Annotated in this window: 12 protein-coding genes; 10 read left to right on the top strand and 2 right to left on the bottom strand. The window is 64.0% G+C overall.

What is annotated here, in order from left to right:
• Positions 1-181 precede the first annotated feature (181 nt).
• Both HV670_RS06385 and HV670_RS06380 read left to right on the top strand, forming a co-directional pair.
• Positions 182-1,927: an ABC transporter permease gene (locus HV670_RS06385; RefSeq protein ID WP_175103850.1), complete on the top strand. Its 1,746-nt coding sequence runs from the start codon at positions 182-184 to the stop codon at positions 1,925-1,927.
• A gap of 10 nt (positions 1,928-1,937) precedes the next feature.
• Positions 1,938-3,287, top strand: coding sequence for an ABC transporter ATP-binding protein (locus tag HV670_RS06380; RefSeq protein WP_175103849.1), 1,350 nt, complete (start codon positions 1,938-1,940; stop codon positions 3,285-3,287).
• A 206-nt stretch (positions 3,288-3,493) separates the two neighbouring features.
• Here the strand turns inward: HV670_RS06380 and HV670_RS06375 are convergent, their stop codons facing one another.
• Positions 3,494-4,576, bottom strand: a complete 1,083-nt coding sequence (locus tag HV670_RS06375) for a sigma-54 interaction domain-containing protein (protein WP_175103848.1) — start codon at positions 4,574-4,576, stop codon at positions 3,494-3,496.
• Between the two features lie 396 nt (positions 4,577-4,972).
• On the opposite strand from HV670_RS06375, the gene HV670_RS06370 reads away from it, so the two are divergent.
• The 8 genes from HV670_RS06370 to HV670_RS06335 all read left to right on the top strand — a co-directional run bounded on the left by HV670_RS06370 (position 4,973) and on the right by HV670_RS06335 (position 9,940).
• Positions 4,973-5,353, top strand: a complete 381-nt coding sequence (locus HV670_RS06370; RefSeq protein WP_175103836.1) for a hypothetical protein — start codon at positions 4,973-4,975, stop codon at positions 5,351-5,353.
• Between the two features lie 34 nt (positions 5,354-5,387).
• Positions 5,388-5,705 (top strand): ElaB/YgaM/YqjD family protein, encoded by a 318-nt coding sequence (locus tag HV670_RS06365; protein WP_175103834.1) that lies wholly within the window; start codon positions 5,388-5,390, stop codon positions 5,703-5,705.
• 15 nt (positions 5,706-5,720) lie between these two features.
• Positions 5,721-6,092, top strand: coding sequence for a phage holin family protein (locus HV670_RS06360; protein ID WP_175103832.1), 372 nt, complete (start codon positions 5,721-5,723; stop codon positions 6,090-6,092).
• A complete protein-coding gene (locus tag HV670_RS06355) occupies positions 6,089-6,448 on the top strand; it encodes a hypothetical protein (protein WP_175103830.1) in 360 nt (119 codons plus the stop codon). Before HV670_RS06360 ends, HV670_RS06355 begins: the two co-directional genes overlap by 4 nt.
• A gap of 250 nt (positions 6,449-6,698) precedes the next feature.
• Positions 6,699-8,093 (top strand): sigma-54-dependent transcriptional regulator, encoded by a 1,395-nt coding sequence (locus tag HV670_RS06350; RefSeq protein ID WP_175103829.1) that lies wholly within the window; start codon positions 6,699-6,701, stop codon positions 8,091-8,093.
• A 232-nt stretch (positions 8,094-8,325) separates the two neighbouring features.
• Entirely contained in the window at positions 8,326-8,559 is a 234-nt protein-coding gene (locus tag HV670_RS06345; protein WP_175103827.1) for a hypothetical protein, read from the top strand.
• 136 nt (positions 8,560-8,695) lie between these two features.
• Entirely contained in the window at positions 8,696-8,917 is a 222-nt protein-coding gene (locus HV670_RS06340) for a hypothetical protein (protein ID WP_175103826.1), read from the top strand.
• 123 nt (positions 8,918-9,040) lie between these two features.
• Positions 9,041-9,940, top strand: a complete 900-nt coding sequence (locus HV670_RS06335) for a YihY/virulence factor BrkB family protein (RefSeq protein WP_246257068.1) — start codon at positions 9,041-9,043, stop codon at positions 9,938-9,940.
• Positions 9,941-9,979: 39 nt separating this feature from the next.
• Here the strand turns inward: HV670_RS06335 and HV670_RS06330 are convergent, their stop codons facing one another.
• Positions 9,980-11,563: an RNA polymerase factor sigma-54 gene (locus HV670_RS06330; RefSeq protein ID WP_175103822.1), complete on the bottom strand. Its 1,584-nt coding sequence runs from the start codon at positions 11,561-11,563 to the stop codon at positions 9,980-9,982.
• Between the last annotated feature and the right edge of the window lie 494 nt (positions 11,564-12,057).

Genomic DNA, 12,057 nt, shown 5'->3' with positions numbered 1-12,057 from the left:
AGTTGACGGCAGTTTCCCAGTTATCGGCGCGCGGCGGCTTTTCTTTACTTCGGCGGCCTCCGTAGCGCTGGCGCCGGCTTGTCGGCGTGCATATGTTGCAGAGCCGCAGAAACCTCGCAATCTAGGGTTGTGCCTGTCATCCCGGTTGTAGTAGTGTCGTGCCTCTCTGACTGGAGCGGCAATGCCTATTGGTTTCGAACTTCCCACTCCGAACGCGTCCGTGTGGCGGCTGCTGCCGAATCGCTGGGATTTCGTCGCCTTTCCGCTGATCATCGGGATCATCGCCATGGCCGCGATCGGTTTCCACCAGACGATGGCGCCGATCGGGACCTTGCAGACCCAGGCGATTTCGCTCGATCCGTCGAACCTGCCCGATTACGCCTTGCGCACCACCCTGCGCATGCTCGCGGCGATGGTCGCCTCGCTGATCTTCACCCTGACTTACGGCACGCTCGCCGCAAAGAGCCGCCGCGCGGGCAAAGTGCTCGTGCCGATTCTCGACATCCTGCAGTCGGTTCCGGTGCTCGGTTACATCTCGTTCACCGTGACGTTCTTCATCGCCTTGTTCCCGACGCGGGTTGCGGGAGCCGAATGCGCGGCGATCTTCGCGATCTTCACGAGCCAGGCGTGGAACATGACGTTCAGCTTCTACCAGTCGCTGCGCACGATTCCGCGCGATCTCGACGAGGTCTCGCGCAACTTCCACTTGACGTCCTGGCAGCGTTTCTGGAAGCTCGAAGTGCCGTTCTCGATGCCGGGCCTCATCTGGAACATGATGATGTCGATGTCGGGCGGCTGGTTTTTTGTGGTCGCGTCCGAGGCGATCACCGTCGGCAACCGTTCGATCACGCTGCCGGGCATCGGCGCCTATCTCGCGCTCGCCATCGAGCAGCAGAATCTTCGTGCGATCGGCTGGGTGATTCTTGCGATGACCGTCGTGATCCTCGCCTACGACCAGCTCCTGTTCCGCCCACTCGTCGCATGGTCGGACAAATTCCGCATGGAAACCACGAGCTCGGGTGAGGCGCCCGGTTCGTGGCTGCTCGACCTTGTCCGTCGCACCCGCCTGATCCACCGGCTGCTCGTGCCGGGGGCCTGGCTGTTCGCGACCGCCGCGCGCGTGCCGTTGCGCCTGCGCGCGCCGAGCTTTCCGATGGTGCCGACGATTCCCCGCCCGTCCTCGCGCGTCGGTGACGCGATCTGGAGCCTGTTCGTGCTTCTGGTGACCCTGTACGTCGTGTGGCGAGTCGGTACCTATGTGTCGACCGGCGCAAGTTGGGCGGACGTCGGCCATGTCGCGCTCTACGGCTTGTACACGCTGCTGCGCGTGGTCGTGCTGATCGCGCTTGCCTCGCTCGTCTGGGTGCCGCTCGGCGTGATGATCGGTCTGCGCCCGGCGCTCGCCGAGAAGATCCAGCCGCTCGCGCAGTTCCTCGCCGCTTTCCCCGCGAATCTGCTGTTCCCGGTGTTCGTCGTGGTGATCGTGCGTTTTCACCTGAACCCCGACATCTGGCTTTCACCGCTGATCGTGCTGGGCACGCAGTGGTACATCCTGTTCAACGTGGTGGCCGGCACGACCGCCTACCCGAACGATTTCAAGGAAGCGGCAACCAATTTCCGCATCCGCGGCTGGCAATGGTGGCGTCAGGTCATGCTGCCCGGCATCTTCCCGTACTACGTGACGGGTGCGATCACCGCTTCGGGCGGCGCATGGAATGCGAGCATCGTCGCCGAAGCCGTTTCATGGGGGCACCAGAACGTGGTCGCCCATGGCCTCGGCTCGTTCATCGCGGCGGCGACCGTTGCAGGCGACTATCCGCGTATCATTCTCGGCATCGCGATGATGTCGCTGATCGTCACGCTGTTCAACCGCCTGCTTTGGCGGCCGATGTATGCGTATGCCGAAGAAAAGCTTCGCCTGAACTGACCGAACCGCCATGCTCAATCCGACCCCCTCCGCAGCGTCGGCTGCCTCAGGCCAGCCTGCCGCCCCGGTACAGCAGCCTGTCGAGATCCTGCGCGTCAGCCATGTGCGACGCGGTTTCAACAAGACGCAGGGCGAATTGCTGGTGCTCGACGATGCGAACCTCAGTCTCAAGGAAGGGGAGATCGTCGGTTTGCTGGGTCGTTCGGGCTCCGGCAAGTCGACGCTGTTGCGCATCATCGCCGGGCTGATCAAGCCGACCGGCGGCGAGGTCGAGTATCTCGGCCAGCCGCTGACCGGGCCGGCCGAGGGCGTTGCAATGGTGTTCCAGACCTTTGCGCTGTTTCCGTGGTTGACCGTGCTGCAGAACGTCGAGGCTGGGCTCGAGGCGCTTGGCGTCGGCGCCCGCGTGCGCCGCGAGCGGGCCCTCAAGGCGATCGACCTGATCGGGCTCGACGGCTTCGAGAATGCCTATCCGCGCGAGCTTTCAGGCGGCATGCGCCAGCGCGTGGGGTTTGCGCGCGCGCTCGTCGTCGATCCCACGCTGCTGTTGATGGACGAGCCATTCTCCGCGCTCGACGTGCTGACTGCCGAAACGCTGCGGACCGACTTGCTCGATCTCTGGAATGATGGGAAGTTGCCGATCAAGTCGGTGCTGATCGTCACGCACAATATTGAGGAAGCGGTCTTCATGTGCGACCGCATCCTCGTGCTGTCGTCGAACCCGGGCCGCATGATCGCTGAGATCAAGGTGCCGTTCCCGCACCCGCGCAACCGGCTCGCCCCGGCGTTCCGGCAGCTGGTCGACGACATCTACGCGAAGATGACCGCACGCGTGATCGCCGACCAGGCGCGTCCGGGCCAGTTGACGCTCGGCAGCTGGCTGCCGCCGGTCTCGACCAACCTGATGGCCGGCCTGATCGAGACGCTGGCCGCGGCGCCGTACAACGGCAAGGCCGACCTGCCCGAGCTCGGACGCAGCCTGCATCTCGAGGTCGATGACCTGTTTCCAGTCGCCGAAATGATGCAGCACCTCGGCTTCGCCGACATGCGCGAAGGCGACATCATGCTGACCCAGGCCGGCAAGATCTTCTCCGACTACGGCACCGACGAGCGCAAGCGCATGTTCGCCGAACACCTGCAGCGCTATGTCCCACTTGCCGCGCGTATCCGCACGGTGCTCAACGAGCGCCCCGGTCACCGAGCGCCGCGCGTGCGCTTCGAACAGGAGCTTGAGGACTTTCTCTCGGATTCGGCTGCGATGGAAACCCTCGACGCCGTGATCAACTGGGGACGATACGCGGAGATTTTTTCGTATAGCGACCAGGCTGAAATGTTCAGCCTCGAGGACATCGAAAGCTGAACCGCGGGGCGGCATGCGGGTTGCTGCTCGCTGTTAATACAGCGAGCTAAGACAGGGGAGTCGGGAACCGGAATTGCCGGTCACCGGCTTGTATGTGAGGTATGAGCAGTGCGAGTTGCGCGTCGTTCTGAAAGGGGCGACGCGCCTTTTTTGTTGCCGGCGTGAGTCGAGCCCGCGAGGGGTCTGCAACGGGGCCATGACGGGGCCTACGATGCCTCGGCTTGCTCGCTGTCGTCGATTTCCGGGGCGCCTTCATTCTCGTAGGCACCGAGCCGGTTGTAGAGTGTCTTGAGACTCACGCCCAGTGCCTTGGCCGTGCGGCGCTTGTCGCCGTTGCAGTGCTTGAGGGTGCCAAGGATGATCTGCTTCTGGGCGTCGGCGAGCGGCGTGCCGACCCAGACGCTCATCGCGTCGCCCTGCGCCACGGCCTTACGCGTGCGTGTCGCCAGAGTCGGATGGGGCAGCTCGACGATTTTCTCCGCGAGGATGAACGCGCGATAGACCGCGTTCTTGAGCTCCCGCACATTGCCCGGCCAGGAGTAGGTGCGCATGGTCTCGAACGCATGTTTGGAGAAGGCTTTCTCCGTGCCTTCCTGGGCATTGAGTTCGGCAAGAAAATGCTGCGCCAGATACTCACGGTCGTCGTCGCGCTCGCGCAGCGGCGGCGCACGCAGCGGGAATACGGCGAGCCGGTACATGAGGTCCTCGCGCAGGCCGTTTTCCTTGACCGCGGTGGCCGGATCGCGATTGGTCGCGGCAATCACACGGACATTCGACGCAAGCTGTTCGGTGCCGCCGACCCGATAGAAAGTGCCGGTCTCGAGCGCGCGCAGCAGCTTCACCTGGCGCACCGGCGCCATTTCGGTGATCTCATCGAGAAACAGCGTCCCACCGTTGGCGTGTTCGAAGTAGCCGACACGATTCTGCACGGCCCCGGTAAAGCTGCCGCGTTCATGGCCGAATAGTTCGGCCTCGATCAGGTTGTCGGGAATCGCGCCGCAGTTGACCGCGATAAACGCGCCGTCCTTGCGCGAGCTATGGTCGTGAATGGTCCTGGCAATCAGTTCCTTGCCGGTACCCGACTCGCCGATGATCAGGGCGGTCGCATCCGTCTCAGCGACACGGCGAATCTGGTTGTAGAGCGCTTCCATCGCGGCCGATGAGCCATACAGCAGGCCGAACGATTTCAGCCCCGCGACAGCGCCCACATGACGGCGGTGACTGCGGCGGCGCGGCGCCGGGGCTGGCTCGGCGTTGCTGGGAATATCGGGTGCTTCAATGGAAGACATGTAGGTCCGCAACAGAGGCCGACGGCCATCGTCTCGAAATTAAAGTCCCATGCTAGCCGAAATCCTCGCGCTAAAACAGTAACGCGGTACAGACCGGCCACACCGTGTAGCGGCACGGCCGGCCAAATTACATTGCGAACCGTAAGACTTACGCGCCAGGGCTCAATGGGGCCTCGCATGGAGCGTCGAGCGGGTTCGAGGGACGCGATGAAGGGGCCGCGGCAGTTCATCGAGTCGCCCCTGCGTGGGGTCGGAGCGGGCTTTGGCTCCCGCTTCCGGGCGGGGCCGCCAGGGGAGCCGGCCCTGGCTTTCGAGTCGGTCGGGACCACGTGGCATGAAAGCTGCGAGGAGGCGTACATATGATTCGCCCGCATAGCGCGCTTCGTGAGGCCGACTTTGATCGATCTACATTCCCCCTGGCGACATGCATCGTCGTCGCCCGCGCTGGCCCGGAGGGGCCCCGCCTGTTCATCGCGCGGCGCACTGCGGCCCGCGCGCGAGGCCGAGCGGATCGACGGCGCCGCGCTCGAGATGCTCTATTGGGCCGCCGTGGCGTTCGTGATCGCGATCACCGCCGGGGTCCTCAGCTATGCGGCCGGCACTGCGACACTGGTCGCCGTGACGACGCTCGCCGGCTATCTGTTCGCCGCGCTGGCGTGCGTCCTCGCAACGGGCGCGCTCCTGCGCACACGGCTTGGCGCTGCGCGCCGCCATGCCGAACAGCACATGCCGCGCTCGCCCGCCTTGCGGGCGCGGATGAACGGGGTGCGGCGTTAGCCGCGCCGTCAGTTTCTCAATGAGGAGTCTTGATATGAACGACCATTCCACCCAATTGTCGCTGGGCCGTCAGAGGATTGCCGACGATCTGCATACCCTCGTTGACGATACCGAGGAACTGTTGCGCCTGACCGCCAGCGCGTCCGGAGAGCAGCTTGACGTGCTGCGTACGCGTCTGCGCAATCAGCTCGACGATGCCAAGGCGTCGCTGGCCGACGCTTCGGTCACGGCTCGCGCGAAGTATCAGGTCGCCGCGGACAATGCCGACCAGTATGTGCACGACAAACCGTGGCAGGCCGTCGGGATCGGTGTCGGCGTCGGCATCCTGCTCGGCGTGGTGGCCGCGCGGTAAGCGAGGACGATCCCCATGAGCCGCTTCGTACAGTCCGTCAAGGATGTCGCGGTCGGCCTGATCGATCAGGCGAGCGCTCGCCTCGCGCTGCTGGGGCTCGAAATCGCCGAGGAACGCGAGCGCGTGATGGCGATGATGATGTCTGCCCTGGCGGCGGCCTTCTTCGTCGCCCTGACCGTCGTGTTCGGTGCGTTCTGGGTGGTTGCCGCGTATTGGGACACGCCTTACCGCTTGCGTGTGATTGGTGGCCTGACGATCGGTGCCGCGGTGATTTCAGCCACGGTGGTCGTACTTTTCATGCGCAAGATGCACGAGCCCACTGCCTTGTTCTCGCATACCCTCGCCGAATTCGAGCGCGATCGTGCCGCACTGGAACAAGTCAAATGAAAGAACGCACGCTTGCTGAGCGCCGCGAACGCGTACTGCGCAAGATCGCGGCCGGACGTCTCGACGTGATCGATGCGCTGGAGGTCGTTCTCGAACCGGTGCGCAAGATCGATCGCCTGCGTGCCGCGTTTGACCGAGGCGTCAAGCGCTCGCGCTCCGCCGCGCCGATGATGATGCCGCTGGTGCCGGTGGGCGTGCTCGCGCTCGTGCGTGGGCGGCGTCTGTTCGGCAGCGTGTTGATGGGCGCGTTGCGGCTGTCACTGCGCAGCGCCGGCTTCTTACGCCTGGCCCGGCAGGTGGCACCGCTGCTCGCGGCCGCGTCGCATCATCGAGGCGCGCACGCGGGACCGCCCTGATCGCGATCCGCGATTGATGCGCGCAGCAGTGCTCCACCTAGCGCGTAAGCCCCCTATAATCAAATGCACAAACCGATCACAGTCGCCGTCCGGTAAGCGTTGCCGGCAGCGACCGTCGAGGTACCGATTCGGTATTTTCTGCATCCGAAACGCGATTCCACACGTTTTGATCGTGAAGCGCGGCGCGAGTCCACTCGCCGTGCTGCGGCGATGCGATGTGCGGTCCGCTTTCCCAACCAGGTTTATGCGTATGCCACATGCACTGATTGTCGACGACGATCCGAATACACGTCAGGCGCTCGCGGAAGTCATTCGCGAGGACGGCCTCACGTGCGTGACTGCCGGCGATCTGCGCGAAGCCCGAATCCAGATCGTGCGGCAGATGCCCGAGGTCGTTTTCACCGATCTGAAGCTACCCGATGGCAGCGGAGTCGACCTGTTCGAGGATCTCGATCCCTCCGGTGTCGAAGTGATCGTGATCACGGGACACGCGACCGTCGAGAGTGCGGTCAATGCCTTGAAGATGGGCGCCACTGACTATCTCGTCAAGCCGATCAACCTTCAGCGCGTCAAGGCGATCGTCAATCGCATTCCGCGCGCGGGCGACCTCAAGGCCGAGATCGGCAATCTGCGCGGCGAGTTGCGCCGTATGGGCCGTTTCGGCCTGATGCTCGGCAACTCGACGGCCATGCAAGAAGTCTATGACCAGATCAGCCGGGTCGCACCGACCGCGGCATCGGTGCTGCTCGTCGGCGAATCGGGCACGGGCAAGGAACTCGCGGCCCAGACGGTCCATGAGTTGAGCCTGCGGCGCAAGCATCCGTTCGTCGCGGTCAATTGCGGCGCGATTTCTCCGAACTTGATCGAGTCCGAGATGTTCGGCCATGAACGCGGTTCGTTCACGGGCGCGGATCGCCAGCACAAAGGCTATTTCGAACGCGCGAACGGGGGCACGCTGTTCCTCGACGAAATCACCGAGATGCCGATCGAACTGCAGGTCAAGCTGCTGCGCGTGCTCGAGACTGGCGTGTTCATGCGCGTGGGGACGACCAAGGAGATCGAGACCGATGTGCGGCTCGTTGCCGCGACCAATCGCGATCCCGAAGAGGCCGTGCTCGACGGCAAGCTGCGGCTCGACCTCTATCACCGGCTCAATGTGTTTCCGCTGCACCTGCCGCCGCTGCGCGATCGCGGCAAGGATGTCGAACTGCTCGCGCAGGGTTTTCTCGACGACCTGAACCAGCGTTACACGACGAACAAAACCTTTCCCCCGGAAAGCAAGGACGCGCTTGCCGCGTACAACTGGCCGGGCAATGTCCGCGAGCTCAAGAACTATGTCCAGCGCGCGTACATCATGGCCGGGGCCGAGTCGATCAACACGGCCGCCGTGCCGCTGCAGATCTCGCTGTCCAAGCCTTCGCCCGGTACCTCGGTCACGATTCCCTTCGGTACTTCGCTGGCCGAAGCGGACAAGCAGCTGATTCTCGCGACGCTCGAGCAGTGCGGCGGGGTCAAGACCCGTGCGGCCGAGATTCTCGGCATCAGCCTCAAGACGCTCTATAACCGCCTGGTCGAGTACGGCGACAGCGCGAAAGCCGAGGCTGCCACGGACCCGAACAGCGAGAAGGCCGATCTCGACGCGTGATATCGGCAGGGCGTGGATGAACCCATGCTCTCGATCCAGCACCATAGTCCTCATGCAGTGCCCTGGGACAGCACGCGCAGGGGGCCGCACTTCGCTCGCGCGAATGGGGCATTGAAGCGGGCCCGTGCCGATTGCAGCACGGCCATCGCGTCACGTGCAGGACGGCGCCGAGTGGGGCGTCAGGACGAAGCGGCATGAGGTTTGCGTTCTTTCGGGAAGACAGGAGAGCGCCATGACCTATTCACTCATCTACGGCTTCCACCGTCCCGAGCCGCCCACGCCGATCCCCGTGCCGCCCGAGGTGCCCCCGCTCGATCCACCCGATGAGCCGCCCGTGCCGACGCGCGAACCGCCGCCGGGCACGCCTGATGTGCCGCCGATCGGCGATCCGCCGGCCGGACCGGGCCAGGTTCCCCAATCGCGTGCCGTCTGCTCACCACGTCGTATGCGTCGATGGGTCTCGTAAAAATTGGGAAATCGTCCGTAAGCGTTACCGTGCGAGGGCGGTTGCAATGGCCGGGATCTACCCCCTGCCGTTTCGTCGAGAAGAGACTATGCTTAATGCCGAATGTCCCCAAGAGAAAATCGAACAGGAGGCCATCATGCCGACGCTCAACGTTCCTGCTTCCTCTCAGAACCCAACCAGTCAGACACCCGCCGCTCAGACTCCGCCTGCCGACGATACCGCGAGTTGCCGTCCGCCGGCGGTGCGTGTGGACCCGTCCGATCCAGCGGCGCCGCATGACGGCGATCACAATCAGGGTGGCGCGCGTCCCGCGGGGCTTGAATATCAGCGTGAACTGGGCACCGAACAGGACGCCTGACAGGCCGCTTGAACAGGATGCCGAAGCGACCGGCGAAGCGGTCGCGAGAGGGGGCGCCGTAGCAGGCTGCCCGGTTCCGCCTGCGGGCCGCGTGGCCGGGTGCCGTGCAACCGGAGCGGAATCTTGAACATCCGCCATCTGTTGGAGCCGTCCCGCCTGCGGCGCTGGGCCGCATGGGTCATCGAGCCCGTGTCCTCGTGGTCCGGCCATCGGGGCTCGTCGTCGGCCGCCGCGATCGCGTTCTATACGGCGTTCTCGCTGGCCCCCACGCTGGTCATCGTGATCGCGGTCGCGAGCTTCTTCTACGGCGCCGATGCCGTCCAGGGGCGCCTGTTCGACCAGATCCAGGGCGTGGTCGGCAGCGAGGCGGCCGCGAGCATCCAGGCCATGGTCGCGAATGCGCGGCACGCGAATGTCGCGACCGGGACCACCCTGCTGTCACTGTTTGCCGTGCTGGTCGGGGCATCGGCCACATTCTCTTCGCTGAACACGGCGCTCAACATCATCTGGCCGATTCCCGATAATTTCGCCCCGACGCAGAGCATCATCTCGCTCGTGAAGGTCCGGCTCGTATCGTTCGGTCTGGTGATCGGCGTCGGCTTTCTGGTCGTCGTCCTCCAGGTGCTCGATACCGTCGTCAGCATGCTCGGGCGCTGGGTGTGGGGTGAGACAAGCCTGTCATATGAACTGGCGAACTGGGCCCAGCATCTGACGAGTTTCGCGGTGCTGATCTGCGCGTTTTCCGCGCTGCTCAAGTTCCTGCCCGATGCGCCGCTCGAATGGCGCGACTCGACGATCGGCGCGTTCGCCGCGGCGCTGCTGTTCGGCTGCGGGAAGAACGTGTTCTCCCTTTACCTTGCCCATGCCGGTACCGCCAACGCCTTCGGTGCGGCCGGCTCGCTCGCCGTGATCCTCATGTGGCTTTACTACTCGTCGGCGGTGTTCCTGCTCGGCGCGGAGGTTGCCGCGTATAGCGGCAGGCTGCGAGGGCGGGAAAGGGCGAAAATGCAACAGCGCCGGTAACCGATCGCCCTGAGGCGTCCAGGGTCCCGACACTCCAAGCTAAGCGTTTTGGCGCCGCATTTCGGCGGGTGGAACTTTCATCAGGCGGCGATACTTCGCAACGGTGCGACGCGCGACGATCACGCCCTGGTCGGCGAGCAGCTTGGCCAGCGTGACATCGGACAGCGGGGAGGTCGTGTTCTCCGCCGCGATCATTTCCTTGAGCAGTGCGCGCACCGCCGCGGACGAACAGGTGCCGCCGCTTTCCGTGCCGAGCTCGCGCGGGAAGAAATGCTTGAACTCGAAAATGCCCCGCGGCGTCGCCATGTATTTGTTGCCCGTTGCGCGTGAGACCGTCGATTCGTGAAGACCGAGTTCCTCGGCGACATCGCGCAGCACCATCGGCTTGAGGGCGATCTCTCCATACTCGAAGAACGCCTTCTGATGGGCGACGATGCATTCCGCGACTCGCTGGATCGTCGTGAATCGCTGTTGCGCGTTGCGGATCAGCCAGCGTGCTTCCTGCAGTTGCTGAGCGAGCGGGGAACGGCTCGTGCCGCCTGACTGCGCAAACATCTCGGCATACATGCGGTGGATGCGCGTGCGCGGCTGGACAGCCGGGTTGATTTGCACGACCCAGCGGTTTTTCACGGACCGGACGATCACGTCGGGGACGATGTAATTGTTCTCGTCCCGCCCGAACGCGTCGCCCGGGCGCGGATCGAGACGCCGAATGAGCGAGCAGGCGACGCGGATCTCGTCGGCGGAGCCGCCGATCTGGCGTTGCAGTTCGGCGAGTTCCCGGCGCGCCATCCGGTCGAGATGATGCGTGACGATCGTCAATGCGGTGTCGCGGCCTTCCGTATCTGGTGGCAAGGCCTGCAATTGCAGCGATAGGCATTCCGAAAGCGAACGGGCAGCAAGCCCTGGCACATCGAGGCGCTGGACCAGTGTGAGCGCGCAATGCAGTTCTGCTTCGGAGAACGGCGGATCGAGTTCGGCGAGCTCGACAAGTCCGCTGAGCTCTTCGAGCGACTGGCGCAGATAGCCATCATCGTCCAGACCTTCGACGATCAGCTGCGCGGCCATCCGGTCGCGGCTCGACAGCGGGCACATGCGCAGCGACTCGTGAAGATGCTCGCGCAGGGTGGCTTTTGCGCGGATCCACTCGGTCGGATCATTGTCTTCGCCATCGTTGCGGTTCGAGCGCTGCGCATACGGATCGACCGGAAAATCGGCATTGTTCAGCCCGTCGGGCTCGGCGCTGTCGGCGAGCGAGTCGGCTAGAACGTCGGCCGGCATGTCCTGCGAATCGGCCGTGCTCTCATAGGGGGAGAGTTCAGCAGCAAACTCGCTCGAGGAATCGGCCGCGGCGGGCAACACTTCGCCCGGCGTGTCTGCTGCGAGCAGCCCGGTTCCATCGCCTGCCGATTCGGCGAGATGCGGCTCGTCGGTTTCGATTGACGTTTCGGATTCCTCGGCATTCTGTCCGTCGTCATATTCGAGAAAAGGATTCGTATCGAGCGCATTGCGCAACTCCTGCGCGAATTCCATCGACGACAGCTGCAAGAGCCGCACCGATTGCTGCAAACGAGGCGTGAGCGTCAGACTTTGTTTGGCGCGCAGTTCAACGGTGGGATGCATCGGGTCGGCTCCAGCGAAAAAACGTCAGGGTCTCCACTCTTAGCAACCTTTAGACCAGCGGCAGTAAACGCCCGCGATTCAGACGCTTGCACTGGATTGCCAGAGAGGGCCCAGTCTTTGCGCACGCAGTTTTTACAAGCCGGCCCGCGAAGTGACGCGAGTGATCGGGTTATCCGTCAAGGCTCCGCGCGTAATCCGTCAGGGCGTCGTTTGCGCTTGCGCCGCCTGGCACGTGATTTTCTGTCGGGGCCGGGAATATCGGTCTATTCTTTGAGTGGATTGGCATACGGCGATGCCGGCTCCGTGATTACCCTAGCTTGCTGTTTTACTCGGCTGGTGGTGCCGGAAATCGATTGGCGGAATGCAGTGGGGGTTAGTCGCGACGAGGTTGCCGCCCGCTTTCGGGCATATACATCAAGGAAGTTCGGAAAATTGCGCGGGGGTGCCGGCTTTAAAAGCGCGGCGCGGGCTTTCGGTAAGCATGCTTAATAGCG

Origin of the sequence: Pararobbsia alpina, from assembly GCF_902859895.1 — a bacterium.
GTDB lineage: Bacteria > Pseudomonadota > Gammaproteobacteria > Burkholderiales > Burkholderiaceae > Pararobbsia > Pararobbsia alpina.
This window is presented reverse-complemented; position numbering and strand designations above follow the sequence as displayed.

What these genes read in the sequence shown, in the direction of transcription:
- HV670_RS06385 (WP_175103850.1), top strand. Translation starts at nt 182, where the DNA reads ATGCCTATTGGTTTCGAACTTCCCACTCCGAACGCGTCCGTGTGGCGG.
- HV670_RS06380 (WP_175103849.1), top strand. Translation starts at nt 1,938, where the DNA reads ATGCTCAATCCGACCCCCTCCGCAGCGTCGGCTGCCTCAGGCCAGCCT.
- HV670_RS06375 (WP_175103848.1), bottom strand. Translation starts at nt 4,576, where the DNA reads ATGTCTTCCATTGAAGCACCCGATATTCCCAGCAACGCCGAGCCAGCC.
- HV670_RS06365 (WP_175103834.1), top strand. Translation starts at nt 5,388, where the DNA reads ATGAACGACCATTCCACCCAATTGTCGCTGGGCCGTCAGAGGATTGCC.
- HV670_RS06360 (WP_175103832.1), top strand. Translation starts at nt 5,721, where the DNA reads ATGAGCCGCTTCGTACAGTCCGTCAAGGATGTCGCGGTCGGCCTGATC.
- HV670_RS06355 (WP_175103830.1), top strand. Translation starts at nt 6,089, where the DNA reads ATGAAAGAACGCACGCTTGCTGAGCGCCGCGAACGCGTACTGCGCAAG.
- HV670_RS06350 (WP_175103829.1), top strand. Translation starts at nt 6,699, where the DNA reads ATGCCACATGCACTGATTGTCGACGACGATCCGAATACACGTCAGGCG.
- HV670_RS06345 (WP_175103827.1), top strand. Translation starts at nt 8,326, where the DNA reads ATGACCTATTCACTCATCTACGGCTTCCACCGTCCCGAGCCGCCCACG.
- HV670_RS06340 (WP_175103826.1), top strand. Translation starts at nt 8,696, where the DNA reads ATGCCGACGCTCAACGTTCCTGCTTCCTCTCAGAACCCAACCAGTCAG.
- HV670_RS06330 (WP_175103822.1), bottom strand. Translation starts at nt 11,563, where the DNA reads ATGCATCCCACCGTTGAACTGCGCGCCAAACAAAGTCTGACGCTCACG.